General features: G+C 30.9%; 16 protein-coding genes and 2 pseudogenes. 15 read left to right on the top strand and 3 right to left on the bottom strand.

Features of this window, described 5'->3' with window-relative positions:
* Nucleotides 1-245: 245 nt before the first annotated feature.
* Nucleotides 246-1,472 (bottom strand): MFS transporter, encoded by a 1,227-nt coding sequence (locus CER22_RS28700; RefSeq protein WP_088063534.1) that lies wholly within the window; start codon nt 1,470-1,472, stop codon nt 246-248.
* Nucleotides 1,473-1,606: 134 nt separating this feature from the next.
* Between CER22_RS28700 and CER22_RS28695 the strand changes: the two genes are divergently transcribed.
* The 6 genes and pseudogenes from CER22_RS28695 (at nt 1,607) to CER22_RS28670 (ending at nt 5,750) form a co-directional block, all read left to right on the top strand.
* Entirely contained in the window at nt 1,607-2,161 is a 555-nt protein-coding gene (locus CER22_RS28695) for a D-glycero-alpha-D-manno-heptose-1,7-bisphosphate 7-phosphatase (RefSeq protein ID WP_088063535.1), read from the top strand.
* A gap of 49 nt (nt 2,162-2,210) precedes the next feature.
* Nucleotides 2,211-2,786 (top strand): NUDIX hydrolase, encoded by a 576-nt coding sequence (locus CER22_RS28690; RefSeq protein ID WP_088610248.1) that lies wholly within the window; start codon nt 2,211-2,213, stop codon nt 2,784-2,786.
* A 66-nt stretch (nt 2,787-2,852) separates the two neighbouring features.
* Nucleotides 2,853-3,015 (top strand): annotated as a pseudogene (locus tag CER22_RS28685) (winged helix-turn-helix transcriptional regulator); the annotation flags it as partial.
* 116 nt (nt 3,016-3,131) lie between these two features.
* Complete coding sequence (locus tag CER22_RS28680; RefSeq protein WP_088063537.1) at nt 3,132-3,884, top strand: class I SAM-dependent methyltransferase; 753 nt, start codon at nt 3,132-3,134, stop codon at nt 3,882-3,884.
* Between the two features lie 205 nt (nt 3,885-4,089).
* The gene (locus CER22_RS28675; protein ID WP_088063538.1) at nt 4,090-4,884 is read left to right on the top strand and encodes a VOC family protein; all 795 of its coding nucleotides are present in this window, start codon (nt 4,090-4,092) and stop codon (nt 4,882-4,884) included.
* Nucleotides 4,885-5,000: 116 nt separating this feature from the next.
* The gene (locus CER22_RS28670) at nt 5,001-5,750 is read left to right on the top strand and encodes an aminoglycoside phosphotransferase family protein (protein ID WP_088610247.1); all 750 of its coding nucleotides are present in this window, start codon (nt 5,001-5,003) and stop codon (nt 5,748-5,750) included.
* Nucleotides 5,751-5,833: 83 nt separating this feature from the next.
* Here the strand turns inward: CER22_RS28670 and CER22_RS28665 are convergent, their stop codons facing one another.
* Complete coding sequence (locus CER22_RS28665; RefSeq protein WP_088063540.1) at nt 5,834-6,781, bottom strand: phosphotransferase enzyme family protein; 948 nt, start codon at nt 6,779-6,781, stop codon at nt 5,834-5,836.
* A 329-nt stretch (nt 6,782-7,110) separates the two neighbouring features.
* On the opposite strand from CER22_RS28665, the gene CER22_RS28660 reads away from it, so the two are divergent.
* On the top strand, nt 7,111-8,205 hold the full coding sequence (locus tag CER22_RS28660; RefSeq protein ID WP_142293592.1) for a helix-turn-helix domain-containing protein: 1,095 nt from the start codon (nt 7,111-7,113) through the stop codon (nt 8,203-8,205).
* Between the two features lie 14 nt (nt 8,206-8,219).
* Here the strand turns inward: CER22_RS28660 and CER22_RS28655 are convergent, their stop codons facing one another.
* A complete protein-coding gene (locus CER22_RS28655) occupies nt 8,220-9,911 on the bottom strand; it encodes a M3 family oligoendopeptidase (RefSeq protein WP_088610245.1) in 1,692 nt (563 codons plus the stop codon).
* Between the two features lie 176 nt (nt 9,912-10,087).
* Between CER22_RS28655 and CER22_RS28650 the strand changes: the two genes are divergently transcribed.
* The 8 genes and pseudogenes from CER22_RS28650 (at nt 10,088) to CER22_RS28615 (ending at nt 16,395) form a co-directional block, all read left to right on the top strand.
* Nucleotides 10,088-11,482 carry an aminotransferase-like domain-containing protein gene (locus CER22_RS28650; RefSeq protein WP_088610244.1) on the top strand — a complete coding sequence of 465 codons (1,395 nt, stop codon included), beginning with the start codon at nt 10,088-10,090 and terminating at the stop codon, nt 11,480-11,482.
* 85 nt (nt 11,483-11,567) lie between these two features.
* A pseudogene (locus CER22_RS28645) lies at nt 11,568-11,882 on the top strand (helix-turn-helix domain-containing protein); the annotation flags it as partial.
* A gap of 63 nt (nt 11,883-11,945) precedes the next feature.
* Complete coding sequence (locus tag CER22_RS28640) at nt 11,946-12,881, top strand: helix-turn-helix transcriptional regulator (RefSeq protein WP_088610243.1); 936 nt, start codon at nt 11,946-11,948, stop codon at nt 12,879-12,881.
* A 71-nt stretch (nt 12,882-12,952) separates the two neighbouring features.
* A complete protein-coding gene (locus CER22_RS28635; RefSeq protein ID WP_088610242.1) occupies nt 12,953-13,585 on the top strand; it encodes a type 1 glutamine amidotransferase family protein in 633 nt (210 codons plus the stop codon).
* A 368-nt stretch (nt 13,586-13,953) separates the two neighbouring features.
* A complete protein-coding gene (locus tag CER22_RS28630) occupies nt 13,954-14,157 on the top strand; it encodes a hypothetical protein (protein ID WP_000538966.1) in 204 nt (67 codons plus the stop codon).
* 490 nt (nt 14,158-14,647) lie between these two features.
* On the top strand, nt 14,648-14,815 hold the full coding sequence (locus tag CER22_RS33330) for a hypothetical protein (RefSeq protein ID WP_087985878.1): 168 nt from the start codon (nt 14,648-14,650) through the stop codon (nt 14,813-14,815).
* Nucleotides 14,816-15,029: 214 nt separating this feature from the next.
* The gene (locus CER22_RS28620; protein WP_060488475.1) at nt 15,030-15,527 is read left to right on the top strand and encodes a DUF421 domain-containing protein; all 498 of its coding nucleotides are present in this window, start codon (nt 15,030-15,032) and stop codon (nt 15,525-15,527) included.
* Between the two features lie 238 nt (nt 15,528-15,765).
* Nucleotides 15,766-16,395 carry a class I SAM-dependent methyltransferase gene (locus CER22_RS28615; protein ID WP_088610241.1) on the top strand — a complete coding sequence of 210 codons (630 nt, stop codon included), beginning with the start codon at nt 15,766-15,768 and terminating at the stop codon, nt 16,393-16,395.
* Nucleotides 16,396-16,518: the final 123 nt, after the last annotated feature.

The raw sequence follows: 16,518 nt of genomic DNA, 5'->3' as shown, positions 1-16,518 counted from the left end.
GAATATCGAATCTCAATGGCTGCTTAGTCTTTTTTTAAAGCTGTCTACTTGACGGGGATAAGACCACATAATGCCTTTTTTCTTTATCAATTTATCCATAAATATCAAGAGAAATTATTTCTTGATTCGATTCATCAATGACTAGCACAATTTTCTTTGCAAATCTACAAAATTAGCGCATTGTAATAGATATTTAAGTTTCTCAATTTCAATTAACCAATCATACATAATTATCTTTCCTTCCATCATAGTTTTCGTATCGGACTATAAAGTGCAATAACAACTTCAAGCAGCTTCGTGAAAGCAGCTAAAACAAATACAAGTACTGGATTATAGGCTGAAATAATACCTCCTACTAATGCCCCGAGTGGCATAGCTAATCGTGTAAGTACACGCGAAAATCCTAAAACCCTTCCTTGCATATTTGATGGAACGGTTTCTTGGCGAACTGTGGCTACAATTGTATTCCATGCAATATTGCAAGTCATTGCAATACCGAAAGCAATTCCGGGAGCAAGCCAATATGTACTCCAAAGCGCAAAAGTTAAGCCGATTGCTCCAGCGAATAGGAGTAAAGGAATTAGAAGGCCGCGCTGCAACCTCTTTTCTAAAGGAACTGCAATCAAGCTTCCTAAAAGACCACCTATTCCAATTAATGTATAATTAAAACCACTTTGTTCCGGGGTAAGTTGTAATGTGGATAATAAATAATACATGAATATACCTAATACCGCACTTGCTCCAAAGTTTCCTATCATAGCTTGAAAAGATAAAGCTAAATTTAAGCGATCATTTTTGAGCCATTTAAATCCATTAACTAAATCAGCTAGTACATTTTGAAGTGCATTTTTATCTTCGCATTTCTTGTTTACGGTTTTCATAGACGGTAATAATATCACAGCAACTAATGTTGCAATAAATGAAAGAACATTAATCCAAAGCACCTGAAAGCCGCCAATAAAAGAAATGAAAATCCCAGCTATAATTGGACCAAACAAACTAGCCAATTGATTGATCATTTGATAGAAAGAATTAGCTTTTGTTAATGATGCACCTGCAATGTGTGGAATGACTGTAACAGTTGTTACATCAAAAAGCATAGACATAACTGCTAAGATAAAAGTAATTACGTATAAATGCCAGATCTCTAATAGATGTAATGCGTGTAGAATTGGTACGAGACTTACTAAAATAATATTGGTAATATCAGCTATCCAAAGTAACTTTTTTCGATCGTATCGATCAATTATTACACCAACTAAAGGGCCGAATAAAACAATTGGCAATACATTAATAGCAAATAAAGAACTCATAATTACAGCTGAACCGGTTAATTGATAGGCAATCCAAGGCAATGCAAAAGTATATAGTGAATCCCCAATTCGTGAAATGAGTAAACCAAAAATGAAAATCTTGTATTCTTTAGAGAAAGTTGTCTTAATGGTAAGCCTGCGTTCTAGTATAAATTTCACAACTGTTTGAACCACCTTTATTATAGAGGAATTTGAAAATCATCCGTCCAATACTTGTTATATATAGAATTCTGTAATTTTTAGATGAATCCTACTTTTTAGAGGTATTTTTAAACTTTAAGGAGGAAATAAAAATGAAGGCAGTATTTTTAGATAGAGATGGAACAATTGGAGGAACAGGTGGAGGAGTTCACCCGAATGAATTTACATTATTTGATTTTGCACCTAAAGCAATTCAAAGGTTAAATAACTTAGGATTAAAAGTGTTTTTATATACAAATCAAACTAGAATTGGAAGGGGATATTTTACCGAAAAAGAACTGTTTAAAGGATTTCAAAAGATGCAACAAATTTTAAAAGATGAAGGTGTATATATAGATGGAATGTACTATTGTCCACATAAAATGAATAGTAGTTGCGACTGCCAAAAACCGAATATAGGTTTACTTTTAAAAGCAGCAGAAAAACATGATTTATGCTTAAAAGAATGTTTTCTTATTGGAGATACAGGGAGTACAGATATGTTTGCAGCTGAAAGGGCTAATATGAAAAAGATTTTAGTGAGAACAGGATGGGGAGAAAGTTCATTAACAAAGTATAGAAATTTGTGGGAAGAAGTGGTATATGATTATATAGCGCAAAATCTAGTTGATGCTGTGAATTGGATTGAAGGTCATTTAAATACATAATAAAATTATAGTAAACTATCTTATTCAAAGATTCTTAGGAGGTAGAATATTGATACATATAAATAAGAATGTAAGAACATCTGGTGCGTATGTAATGTATAAAAATTTATTTGTTTTTCAGGTTGGACCAACGAGTAAAGGAGATACATTAGGTGTAGTAAGGCTTGGAGGACATAAAGAAGATGAAGAAACAGCAGTAGAAACTGCTAAAAGAGAAGTGAGAGAAGAAGCTACTATTGATATTACTATTTTGAGTTCACCAAGTACATACTACAAACAGAATTGGAATGCACAATCAAAGAAAATAAAAGTAGAAAATGAAATCGATCCAATATTAATTATTGATAGTTCAGATGAAACTTTATCTATTATGTATATGGCATATTCAGAAAATGAACCAACTCCATCTTCTGAAACGAACGGGCTCTTATTACTTTCAGTAAGTGATATTAGACTTATTTGTAGTAAGGCAATCACACTAAAAGATTATATTAAGCAAGGTGGAATAGCCATATTGAAAGAAAAAATGGATAAAGAATTAATCTTACAACCTTTTCCGCAACTTTTGTTTTTAGCAGAACTTTTAAAAGAGGACCCTGTATTACTTCAGCAGTTTCTAAATTAGGATTATAAATCCACATTTATAAGGGGCTTTTTAATCCTAGATATATCTCAAGGAACTTAAGTGGGATTGGAACGAGATCAATTAATAACCGGGAAATTCCTCAAGAAATAGCACCTAAAGTGGAATATAGCTTATCTAAACATGGAAAATCAGTAAGCGCTGTTTTGAGTAGTTTGTGTGGTAGTGGGAAAGGAGGCATTTAGAATGTACAAATAGTAATAGATTATAAAAACGTTATGTAAACTAAATGTGGTGTTTGGAATGTTTTTCTGAAATTTTATATTTTGTAATATATAATTAACTAATAAGTTTGTGATTACATATTACTAAAGGGGAAAACAAAAAATGAACGAATTAGAGTACAAAAACTTTTATGATAAAGTAGGAAGATTAAATGGATGGGATTTTAGTAAAATAAAATGTGAAACTGTAGGAGATTCATGGGACTTTTATAGAGAGGTAAAAGAAAGATGCAAGCCATCACATATTTTACTAGATGTTGGTACAGGTGGAGGAGAAAATGTACTTAACATAGCATCTTCGGCTAAATTGTTAGTTGGAATAGATAATTCTGACGGAATGATTGAAAAAGCACATTCCAATTTGAGAAAATCAAATGTACAAAATGTTAAGTTTCTTCAAATAGATTCTGAAGTTTTAATGTTTCCACATGCGTATTTTGATATTGCTTCTAGTTGTCACGCACCGTTTATAGCATCCGAATTAGCAAAAGTAATGAAAAAAGGTGCTTTGTTTTTAACACAACAAGTTAGTGAACATGATAAATTGAACTTGAAAGAGGCATTTGGAAGAGGACAATGCTTTGGTGAAAGAGATGGAACTTTAAAAGAAAAGTATATGGGTGAACTTAGTAGTGCAGGATTTGAACTCGTGCAAGTACGTGAATATAATATTATTGATTATTACAGTTCGCCTGAAGATCTTATTTTCTTGTTAAAACATACACCTATTATTCCTAGATTTGGAGAAGAGGAAGAGGATTTTACTATTTTACAAAAGTTCATTGATGCAAATAGTTTTGAAAAAGGGATCGGTACGAATTCAAAAAGGTTTATGATTATTGCTGTAAAATCATAATATGTTCTATTGTAAAAGTTGCTTTTCGTTTAAGGAAAGGTAGCTTTTTTGTATGGAAACAATACTATATTAACAATGAAAGAAGCTAAAATAGTCATACTAAAGTTGTAGTTTTTATTTAAAAAATCCATCCTTCCGTTTGATTCTATCTGTTTATAAGTGTAATACAATACGAATAGATAATAAGAAACAGGGGGAATGTAACGTGATTACACATATATCAGATATAAAACTACAAACGGTTTCCATAGAGGGGGCAAAACAAGTTTATAAGGATATATTATCTTTTCCAATAAAAAAAGAAACGGCATCATTTATTCAATTTGAAGTAACACCCTATACAACCATTAGTTTTCAAGAAGTATATGAACCAATCGCTCCTGCACATTTCGCTTTTGAGATTCCATATTCAAAATTTCATGAAACAGCAAGATGGCTAAAGTATTCTGGATTACTCATTGTGAAATGGCAAAATGGAAATGTAATTGGTGAAGGGAATGATCTATTCAATGTATACTTTAAAGACGGAGATGGAAATCTACTCGAAATTATCGCACATAGTTATGTTAAAGAAGATGTATTAGTACCGCATTCCCCTTTAAACATTTTATATGTAAGGGAAATCGGACTTCCCGTTAAAAGTGTACCTGTATTTACAGAGTGGCTAAAATCAAATCTTAATATGAAAACGATGGAAGATGGGGATATTTTCAACTTTGTTATAGGTGGCACTGCATACATCGTTGCTACTTGGTGGCAGCGGCCTTGGATTCCGATTGCGATGAAAGCTTTACCACCGAAAGTACACGTTTCTTTCGGAACACCAGATCTTGCATTTTTACAGAAAATTCAAATTAATTTTAAGAGAAATAGTGTACCATTTCAATGTAAACATAATGAAGTATCATTTATTGAGCAAGGATATGCATTTTCAATTGTGCATACACCACATTTTCCTTCCGATATTCCTAGTAAATTAAACTTACCACTTTCTATTTAAGGATAGAAAGTGGTAAGTTTTTTATATTTTGTTAGAGAAGGGTTTCCGCATAATTACACTGAATTTATATAGGAGTATAAGGTGTCAGCTTAATTTACAATAAGGAGAGAAATGAATTGAATTTAGGAAATCCGATAGCTAAAGGGAATACAGCGGCAATCTATCTCTATGATAGTAAGGTTGTAAAATTATTTAAAGAATATCTTCCAGATACAGAGTCTATGAATGAAGCAAAAAAACAAAAATATGCGTATTCATGCGGACTATCAGTTCCAAACGTATTTGAAGTGACAAAGATACAAAATAGACAGGCAATTATTATGGAATACGTAAAAGGTGACAGTATAGGTGATCTCCTGTTTAATAATCTAAATGAGTCAGAACATTACATAAATATTTGTGTGAATGAACAAAAAAAGATTCATGCTATTCGTGTGAACACAGATGAAATAGAATCAATGAGAGAAAGATTAGAGCGACAAATTAAATCTGTTTATAAATTGGATGAAAAAGAAAAGGGAAATATATTGAATACGTTACATTCAATCAAATTTGAACCTAGATTATGCCATGGCGATTTCCATCCATTTAATCTAATTTTGAGTGAAAAGAATGTAAATATTATAGACTGGGTAGATGCTTGTTCAGGTGATATTCGTGCAGATGTGTTTCGTACATATTTATTGTATGCGCAGTCTCATATAGAATTAGCAGAAATGTATTTACAAATATATTGCAGTAATACCGATCTAACAAGAGATGAGATCTTTCAATGGGCCCCTATTATGATTGCAGCTAGATTTTCTGAGAAAGTATCTCCGCAAAATGAAGTGTATGTAAACAGATTATTGACTAAGTATGTATAAGTAATAAAACAAGGTTGTTTAGTAGCCAATTAATAAATGCTGTTGTTTAACTAAAGTTCCCTTGTAGTTAAACAACAGCATTTTTAAACATTGATATAGGTATATTTATTTTCGATTTTCATCCTATAAAGGTTCATTATTCGTACTTGGTCCTCAGTTAATTCTTCTTTATCCCAATACATATGCATTAAGCTATATTCAAAAATCTCCTTTAATTTTATAAACAATGGAAACCTGTCTATCATCTCTTTTGGTAGTTCATTTTCCTCTTGATACCCGGCAAATAGTGCTTTTGTAATAGAATGTTCATAGTCTGCTATATTCCCATTTCCAGCAAATGAATATTCTATCGCACTATAAATAGGAACGGCTAAATCAAATATGTAAAAATGTTTTTCACAGTCTTGAAAATCAATCATTGTTAAGTTTGAATTGTTTTCAACTAAAATGTTTTCTAACCATAAATCACCGTGAATTAAGCCGTAATTTGAAGTGGATTTTTGTAGCTTTTTTATAGAAGTTAAAACGTCAGATGCAATTTCTCTTATAGTAGTTTCTTCTTTAGGGATATACTTAAGAAAATTATACTCTTCATTTTCATACCAATCGTTTATATGTTTAACCGGTTTAGTCTTTTCAAAGCTTTTAGAAATACGATGTAATTTTCCAATTTGTTTACCAAGCTTTCTAAATATATTAGAATTCCATTCGTACCTTGGTAAATGTATGCCAGGCGCAGCTTTATATAATACAGCAAAAATCTCCTTGTCTAATGTTAACTTTTCTACTAAATTCTCATTAAGAGAAGGTATTATTGGAGGAACTGCTAAACCATTTTCATATAAAAAGTTCGTATATGCAACTTCTTCTAATTGTTCTTCATATTTTTTGTAGTTTGTAATTCTAATGAAGTATGAACCTAGTTTTGTAAGACATTGATACATTTCATTCGTTATAGGTTTAATGTTAATAAAATTTAATGGATATCGTTCATTTATTAATTGGAGTATTTCTTTTTCTAGCTCGTTCATTGTAGCGTCCTTTCCAAACTTATATTTTTTAACTAGAGAACTAAAAGAATCTTAATTTACAAAATTCGTGTTTAATAGTTGAAATCCTTTAAAATAAAATATGATGTAAATTGACTTTTAAAAAGTGGTAAGGTGTATCCATCATACTAATTAACGCTAAATTGAAAAGTTAATAGAATGTATCAAAAAATAAGATAGCTAAAAAAATAAAATTAATACTTACATATAAATTTTGAAAATCTTAGAGAATGGCTCATGTTATAAAACACAAGAAATATCAAAAGAAAGAAACGAACCTCTTTTATTATTATAAATAAGGAGTGAAGGAAATGAATGAACATATACAGAAGATGATTGATTGGATTGAGAGCAATTTAAAAGAAGGATTTTCATTAAATGAATTATCGCGTTATATGGGTTATTCTCCGTATTACTGTTCTTTTAGATTTCACCAAGTAACAGGCATTAGTATTAGGCGCTATATTCTTTTAAGAAGACTGTATTTATCTACGGAGGATTTGAAGAATGATAGAAAGATAATAGATATTGCATTAGATTATGATTATTCTTCGCAAGAGGCTTATAGTAGAGCTTTCAAAAATGTTTTTGGAATGAATCCAAGAGAATATCAACTTAACAACATGCCTATTCAATCATTTGTTAAACTCAATATAAATAAAGAAGGGGAGTTTAAAATGAATATTTCTAGAAAATTTGAGGTTGAGCAGTTACGTAGCAATAATAATGAGTTGTTTGATAAAGATGTATTAAACATATTGAATGGTCAAATGATGTATGAAGAATTTAAAGCTGAAAAGCTAATGGGTGAGTCTGATTACGCTCCATTTAACGAAGCAATGTGTGTAAACACGGCTACTACACGAGTTTTTAATGAAGAGTTTATTAATATAAGAGCAGAAGGACACAACAGTTCAGTAGAAAGTTATACAAAAAAGGTTATAGATCCGTTAGAAAATCTTTTTACAAAAAAGTATAAATGTATTGTTTTATGGTTCGGTGAAGATATGTTTTGCCAAATGAATCTACTTACTTTACTTTCATACCTTGAACAGTCTTGCTATGAAGGGAAAGTATACTTAAATAACTTCAGAGAAGATGAATTTAAAGTAAATCAAATTGAACTTGAATTGGGGAATTATTCTTCTATATACAATGAAGTATTAGTAAACCATAAAAAAACATCCTATAAAGTACCACCTGTAATGTATCAGGCTATAGACTTATATTTAGAAATGCTAAAAGAAGATAATATCGTAATGAAATTCATCTCTAAAAATCAAGGTTTATCAAATCATGAATTATTAATAAAGTTGTTTCGAATTTTTCCAACAATCGGATATGGTGATTCTCAGTACATAGAATTAATAAATAAAATAAAGAAGAAAGCTGAACCTAGAATATAGGAACAGCTTCCTTCTTATAATTGTTTAAGTGACTCTAATTCGCCCTCTAAAAATAACATTAGTTCTTTAATTGTTTCGCCAGAAAAATCAAAACGAATGCCAGCCGCTTCATATATTTCCGGTAAAGATTTAGAGCTACCTAATGATAAAGCTTTTTTATAATTTTCTATTGCTTGTTTAGGGTTTTCTTTATATTGTTTATACATTTGTAGTGCACCAAGTTGTGCGATAGCGTATTCGATGTAATAGAATGGTAATTCAAATATGTGTAGTACAGGTAACCAGCTAGTTGCAATCCAATTTTCATACCCTTCAATATTTACGACGTTCGATTGGTATGTTTTATGTAATTCTAAATACTTTTCATTTCTTTCTTTAGCAGTATGATTAGGATTTTCATACATCCAATGTTGAAATTGATCAACGATAAGCATTTGTGGTAAGTACTTAACAATATCTTTAAAGAAATCTAATTTTGCTTTTATAAATTCTTCTGTATTTTCATAAAATGTATCCCAATACTCCATCGAAAATAATTCCATTGTCATGCTAGCGAGTTCAGCTGATTCAGAAGGGATTTCTAAATATTTTTGTAGCTCTAGCTGTTTCATACACTCATTATGAATACTATGACCCATTTCATGAAGGAAAGTAGTAACGTCATAATGTGTATGATTGAGATTCATGAAAATAAAAGATAGTTGCGAAGCAGGTAAGTATTCACAAAATCCTCCAGGTCCTTTTCCTTTACGACTTTCTAAATCTAAGCAATTATTTTTATGCATACGGCTTAATAATGCAGAAAATTCCGGGTCTAGTTTGTGTAAAATGCGAGAACCTTTTTCGACTAAATCACTCGCATCTTCGATAGGTTTTAATACTTTTTGATTTGGTGCGGTTGCTTTTAAATCCCATGGACGAAGACTATCTACTTGAAGTTCAGATTTTTTCTCATTAAATATTTTATCGATAAGTGGTACTACGTATTCACGAATAGATTCAGCGAGCTCATAGCAATCTTCAGGTGTATAATCAAAACGTTCATGTTTTTTAAACATATAATCACGATAATTATGTAATTGAATGTTTTTCGCTTTTTGGTGACGGATTACGATTAATTCATTTAATATACTTTGTAATTTATCTTCAACAGATAAGAATGTTTCAGAAATGAGTGTTTTTGCTTCTTTTCGAATATGACGATCCGGATCTTGTAAGTAAGACTGTAGTTCAGTAATTGTTTTTTCTTCACCATCCCATAGTGCAGTTAAACCACCTGTAATTTCGAAGTACTCGGTTACTAGTTTGTCTTCGTCTACTTCTAAATCAATGTTCTTTTCACAAAATAAAGTCTGCGCATTCATTATTTTTTTATCTAGTAAGCTATACGTTTTTGGATCAAGTTCCATTCGAAAAGGAGACTCTAAATATTTATTATCAAATGAATTTTGATAACGTTTCAAAAGAGGTCGTACATATTGTTGATCATATTCAAAAGTATCTTTTATTTTTTTATTATCTGTATTACATTGAAAGGCGATATAGTGCGATCTTAATTGTTCTTCGATTTCCCAAATGACTGTAGATTGTTTTTTTAACCAGTTTTCAAGCTCTAGTTTTGAAGAAATCTCTTCATTTAATAAAGTAGAAAGAGTCTTTTCTAATTCTAGAACGTTACTAATATCAATTGTATTTAAGCGCTGCATGACATATCCCTCACTTTTTATTTATTCATGGAGATATTCTATTTATTAATTGTAATTTCCTTGTTAAAAGAAGGAAATGTGAAATAATGTTAAAATTTAAAGTAATAGATGGAATGTATTTCTGTTTGCTTAAGAATGAGGAAACTTTTTAAGTCCTTGCATAAGGGAGTGAAATAATGTATAAGTATTTACATATTTTTAACGATATAGAAAACATGATTCAACATGGAGTGATAAAAGAAGGAAAGAAATTACCGTCTATACGATCGCTTGTTACGCAATATGAATGCAATAAGGCGACAGTAATACGGGCACTACATGAATTAGAAAAGCGTCATATTATTTATTCCATCCCTCAAAGTGGATACTACGTTGTTCGAAAATCAGGGAGTTTGGTAGAAAATGACGAGATAATTGATTTTGCTTCCTCAGCACCAGATCCAGATGTTTTTCCATATTTAGATTTTCAACGTTGTATTAATAAAGCCATTGATACATATAAAAATGACTTGTTTGTATATGGGACGCCGAAAGGTTTACCATCTTTAATTCCGGTTATTCAAAAACAACTGGCAAACTATCAAGTCTTCACTAAAGAAGAGAATATTTTTATAACGTCAGGTGTACAGCAGGCGCTAGCAATATTAACTTCTATACCATTTCCAAATGAAAGTGAAACGATATTAATTGAACAACCAACATATCATCTATATATTGAATATCTAGAAATAAACAAAATTCCTGTAATCGGTATTAAACGTACGAATGAAGGTATTGACTTAAATGAATTGGAACGCATTTTTCGAACAGGTAAAATAAAATTCTTTTATACAATACCAAGATATCATCATCCGCTTGGAACTTCTTACTCTAAAGATGAGAAAGAAAAAATCGTGCTACTGGCTAAGAAATATAATGTATTTATAGTGGAAGATGATTATTTAGCAGATTTAGAAATGGATTCAAAAGCAGATCCGTTATATAACTTGGATAATTGTAATCATGTAATATATTTAAAAAGTTATTCGAAGATTATTTTTCCAGGTTTACGGGTTGGAGTTGCGGTCATTCCGCCATCCATTGCAAATGATTTCCATAAATATAAAAAGATTTTAGATATTGATAGCCCAATGATATCTCAAGCTGCTTTAGAAATTTATATAAAGAGTGGCATGTTTGAACGTCATAAAAATAAAATTAAATCTTCCTATCACGATAGATCTAAAAAACTAGCAGAAACATTAGAAAGAACTCATAGTGAAAACCCGCTTTTATTCATATATAAAAAGCATAATACAATTGGAATCCATACTTGTTTAGAATTACAAAAAACGAGTATTTCCGAAATGTTTTTCCAAAGATTAAATGAAATGCAAATAAGTATTGATACTATTGATAAAAATTATATGAGAGGTTTTCCGAAAGAAAGACTATTAAAGTTAAACGTATCGAATGTAAAGGAAGATAGGATTGAAGTAGGAATTCGTAAAGTAATTGAGGAAATCAAACAAGTGGAACGTATAACCTTTCAATTTAAAAAAGAAAAAAATGAAAAAGGAGGTTTGTTGTGAGGCGCAAAATAATTCTCTTGTTTGTGTGTATCGCTATAATAATTGAAGCTATTGTTGTTACTAAATATTATAATAAAGATGATAATTAAAATCCTTCAAAGATACATGGCTAGATTTATTAGAAGATAATCCCTACAGCCAATTCTTAATTACGGTTATGGCGGGTGTAAACCAATTAGAACGTGATCTTATCCGTATGCGGCAGCGTGAAGGGATTGAACTGGCTAAGAAAGAAGGAAAGTTTAAAGGTCGGTTAAAGAAGTACCATAAAAATCATGCAGGAATGAATTATGCAGTAAAGCTTTATAAAGAGGTAGATATGACTGTAAATCAAATTTGTGAAATTACAAATGTGTCTAGGACCTCATTATATAGAAAGCTATCGGAAAGGAACAGTTGATGAGTTATACTAAAAATCAGAAATATATAATAGGGGATAAATTCCATAGAGAGGTGGAATTACATGCCTAAAATTGATAATATGTTAGCGATTCTATGGATGCTTCGCTCAGGTAAAAAAATTACTGCGAAACAAATTTCAGAAAAGTTAGAGATGAATATAAGGACTGTGTATCGTTATATTGATACAATTTCAACAAGTGGTGTACCTATAATTTCAGAACCAGGACATAACGGTGGATACACTTTATTGAACAATTTTATTGAGGCTCCTCTTTTTTTTGATTTTGAAGAGCAAACTTCACTATTTCACGCTGCTGTTTTTGCAGAAGAAGCCGGATATTATGGAGGTAAAGCATTAAATAGGGCCATTTCAAAACTAAGTAAATACTCAAATCAAGAGCAGGAAGCAAAGATAAACCAACATTTAAGTAGTCTAGAAGTAATCAGTCGATTTAGTTCACTCTCTATGGAACATTTTTTGAAGGAATTGGAGCAGGCCGTAACTGACGGGTACTCAATAAAAATCCTCTACTATAAAAGTGGCAAAAAGCAATTAAATTATAGATTGGTCGATCCGTACAGAATTATCTATTGGAATAATAAGTGGTATGTGATTGGATTTTGTCATCTTAGGAATGATATCCGTAGTTTTAGAGTAGATCGAATTGAAAGTTTAATGCTAACCGAAAATAAGTTTAACCGGCCAGAAAATTTTTCAGCACGTGACTTTTTTATAAAAAATCTTCTTCCAACTATAGAAGATAAAGAAGGAATTATTTCTTTGGTTATTAGTGGGGATAAAAGTGTATTGGCTGATATTTGCCAACATTGGTTTTTAGGACATTATTTACAAGAGCGGACTTCAAATCAAGCAGTTTTTCTTCTTGAAAAAGATATGATACATACATATGTACCTTATTTACTTTTACCGTACAATAAATCTATTAAAGTTATTGAAGTACTGTCGGAATTAATAAAATTTCATGAAGTAATATAACTTCCCTGACGTTAACTGTCAGGGAAGTTATATTATAATATCCATATCAATTGTGATTGGAGTGATATGGGATGCAAACAAAAAAAGTTTTTCTATATGTATTTAATACAATGTCGGACTGGGAATATGGATATTTAATTACCGAACTAAACTCAGGAAGATATTTTAAAAAAGATTTAGTACCTTTAAAAGTAATTACAGTAGGAGCTAATAAAGAAATGATTACTACTATGGGGGGACTAAGCATAAAACCAGATATTTCCCTTGATGAATGTACTTTTGAGAGTAAAGATCTTTTAATTTTACCAGGAGGGACTACTTGGAGTGAAGAAATTCATCAGCCTATCTTGGAAAGAATTGGCCAAGCTTTAAAGTTTGACACTATTGTTGCTGCAATTTGTGGTGCAACTGAGGCCCTTGCCAATATGGGATACTTAGATACTAGAAAGCATACAAGTAATAATTTAGAATACACTAAAATGGTATGTCCTAACTATAAAGGAGAAAAGTTCTATGAGTTGGGATCTGCGGTATCTGATGCGAATTTAGTTACTGCATCAGGAATAGCTCCTCTGGAATTTGCGATGGAAGTACTGAAAAAATTAGATGTATTTGCACCAGATACATTACATGCATGGTATAACCTAAATAAGACTCATAAACCTGAATACTTCTTCCAGTTAATGAATTCAATAAATAGATGAGCTAAAAAATTAACTTAGCAGATTTATATTTGTTTAAATAATTACCATGCTCTAGACAATGCCAAAGCATGGTTTTTGAATATAACTTAAAAATGGTTATGGAGTAATGAAAATTCCCTAACGTTGAAAATTCGTATTTTCCTGACGTTATCTCTATAAAAGGAAATATGATAGTAATCTTATATTGGAAGTGATAGAACTGAGTTATAAAAACTAGAAGAAAATTGTTACGTTAATACTTTTTAGAGCACTCAATTGTTGAGTGCTCATTTTGTTTAGGACATAATTGTTTTAAATGGAAATAAACTACCAATAGGTGATATCCTTAAGGTATAGTATTTACTTTGAATAGGAGGTTGATGGAGTCTATGGGGGTACGTATAGTGGATGATTTACAGCAATTATCATTGTTACTTATGTTTTTAAGTACATTTATATTTTACAGATACTTAAAGAAAGTGAAACGAGAGAGGAAATTGACTGGTTTTGAATGGACAATGTATTTTGTCACTCAATTTGCGACATTAATTTGGGCATTCACTTATTTTATTAAACACTTAGCTGAATCGTAATTTCTATTCATTTCAACTAGTTTACTGCTATCTATTAGGAATATAAATATAGTCCGTATCTAAATCAATGACAACATCGCTCATGATGTATTCTCGTAGTAACTTTGGGATTCTTTCATAGTGGTACCGTACACAAAATAAGCTTAGAAGCTCTTCGTTAGATAACTCTTCATTTTTAACATTTATATACAGGACGCATTCAATGTTTTAAGGAATTAAGTCAAGGAATAATTACTCCTTTAAAAGTATTTGTCTCATATGAATAATGAACAAAACGAACAGATACTTGTCACATAGCCTACATATGTTTCGACATTAATATGATAACAGAGCGCGGAGTAACATGTACGAGAATTTTTTTATAGGTACATCGGGTATGTAAACCAGGCAGGGGTTTTGCTTTTTCATTATGTATAAAAAGTATATTATCTTTCTTAATGTACATATTAAGTAAAGTATTTAATATCATGTACATAAAAGGCGGGGTAATATGGATGAAAATAAGAAAAATGAAGAATTGATTAAATTTAAGAAACAATGGTTTAATGAAGATAATCAACCAGTAGCTGGTATAGAGTTAGCTTTACCGCCCGATATAGGCAGCATGTTAGACTTGAAATCAGTTGATGATGAAAGTGGAGAAAGTAATAATGAATAAGTTTAATCTATACGCATCCATTTGGGTGCTTTTGTTTTTTTTGACAATAGAAGATGGATTATCAAATCCTTATTGAAAAAAGATTGATCTAAATAGATCCATTTTTTATATATGTAACTTTTAATTTTCACAAAAAAGTTTAATTAAAGTTCATTTAGAATGCTATATAAAATGGGAATGCTAATAACATTTACCATTAAAGGATTGGGCTATTATGCATATTATTTTTGAAAGTATTATTTTAATTTTTACTGGGATTCTTGCATTAAAAATGACGGGTAGTAAATCTGTTAGCCAAATGACGAGAGCTGAAATCATTATAGTAGTATCAATAGCACGTATTATTGTAGAGCCTGTATTAAGTAGGAAAGTAGTCCCATCTATATTTGCAGCTGTAATATTTGCAAGCGTACTTCTTATCATTCATTTCTTTGAACTGAAATCAAGGAAGGCGGAACAATTCCTAAATGGCAGTAGCTTTGTAATTGTTGAAAACGGAGAGATTATTAAAGCGAACTTGATGAAGGCAAAAATGTCTGAACAACAACTTTATATGCAATTAAGAGAAAAAGGAATTCATGATTTAAAGAGTTTGCAGCAAGTTACAGCTGAGCCGAATGGACGTATTGGTTATCAATTAATAGAGAAAGCTCAACCGATAACTTTAGAAATGTTAGAAAAAATATTAGATCAGCACAATACAAAAAGATAATTTCTCCTGAGAAAAGCTAATACCACAACAAAAGTATTGGCTTTTTTATTTTTCTACAAAAACATATGGGTTGATAAAAAAGAGTGAGTTTTACACCAATCTTTAAAATAGATATAGGCTTATTATTATGCTATATTCAATGGAGCTATAGTGACTGTGGTGAAAAAAGCAGCTTTAAAATGAATATGGCTTTCATCTGATATTAAACATGAGATAAGAATAAGGAGATAGAAATATAATGGAATTTTGGGAATCAAGCTTTATTGAGAAGCAAACGATGTGGGGGTTTGAACCTACAGAATCTGCAATTTTGACAAAAGATTTTTTTGTGGAAAACAATGTTAAAGACATATTAGTTCCGGGTATTGGATATGGGAGAAACGCAAAGGTATTTATCGAAAATGGTATAAATGTAACAGGCATTGAAATTTCGAAAACAGCGATCGATTTAGCAAGAGAAAACGGACTAGAAGATGTTAGTATGTATCACGGTTCGGTAAACAAAATGCCTTTTGATAATAAACTATATGATGGGATATTTAGTCATGCACTTCTTCATTTGTTGAATGAGCAGGAAAGAGAGAAATTTATTAAAGATTGTTATAATCAGTTAAAACCAGGCAGATATATGGTTTTTACAACAGTTTCAAAAAAAGCTCCAATGTATGGAAAAGGAAAACAGTTGGAGCAAGACTATTATGAGATAATGGAAGGCGTAAACATGTTCTTCTATGATTCTGAATCTATAAAACAAGATTTTAATAAATATGGATTAGTACAAGTTTCGGAAATTGATGAACCAAACAAGAACATGACAAATAAACCTTCAATCAATTTCTTAATGATAAAATGCAAGAAAGAACTATAAATAAAGTGAAACTTTAATCAGTGGGGGGGTTCTCCATCCCCCACTGATTATTAGTTGAACCAATCGGACTTTTATGGGCAGTTGATCCCCCACCTAACTTCTTTGCTTTCGCTGAATTTTGAG

The organism is Bacillus sp. K2I17, from assembly GCF_002209985.1.
Taxonomy (GTDB): Bacteria; Bacillota; Bacilli; order Bacillales; family Bacillaceae_G; genus Bacillus_A; species Bacillus_A wiedmannii.
This window is presented reverse-complemented; position numbering and strand designations above follow the sequence as displayed.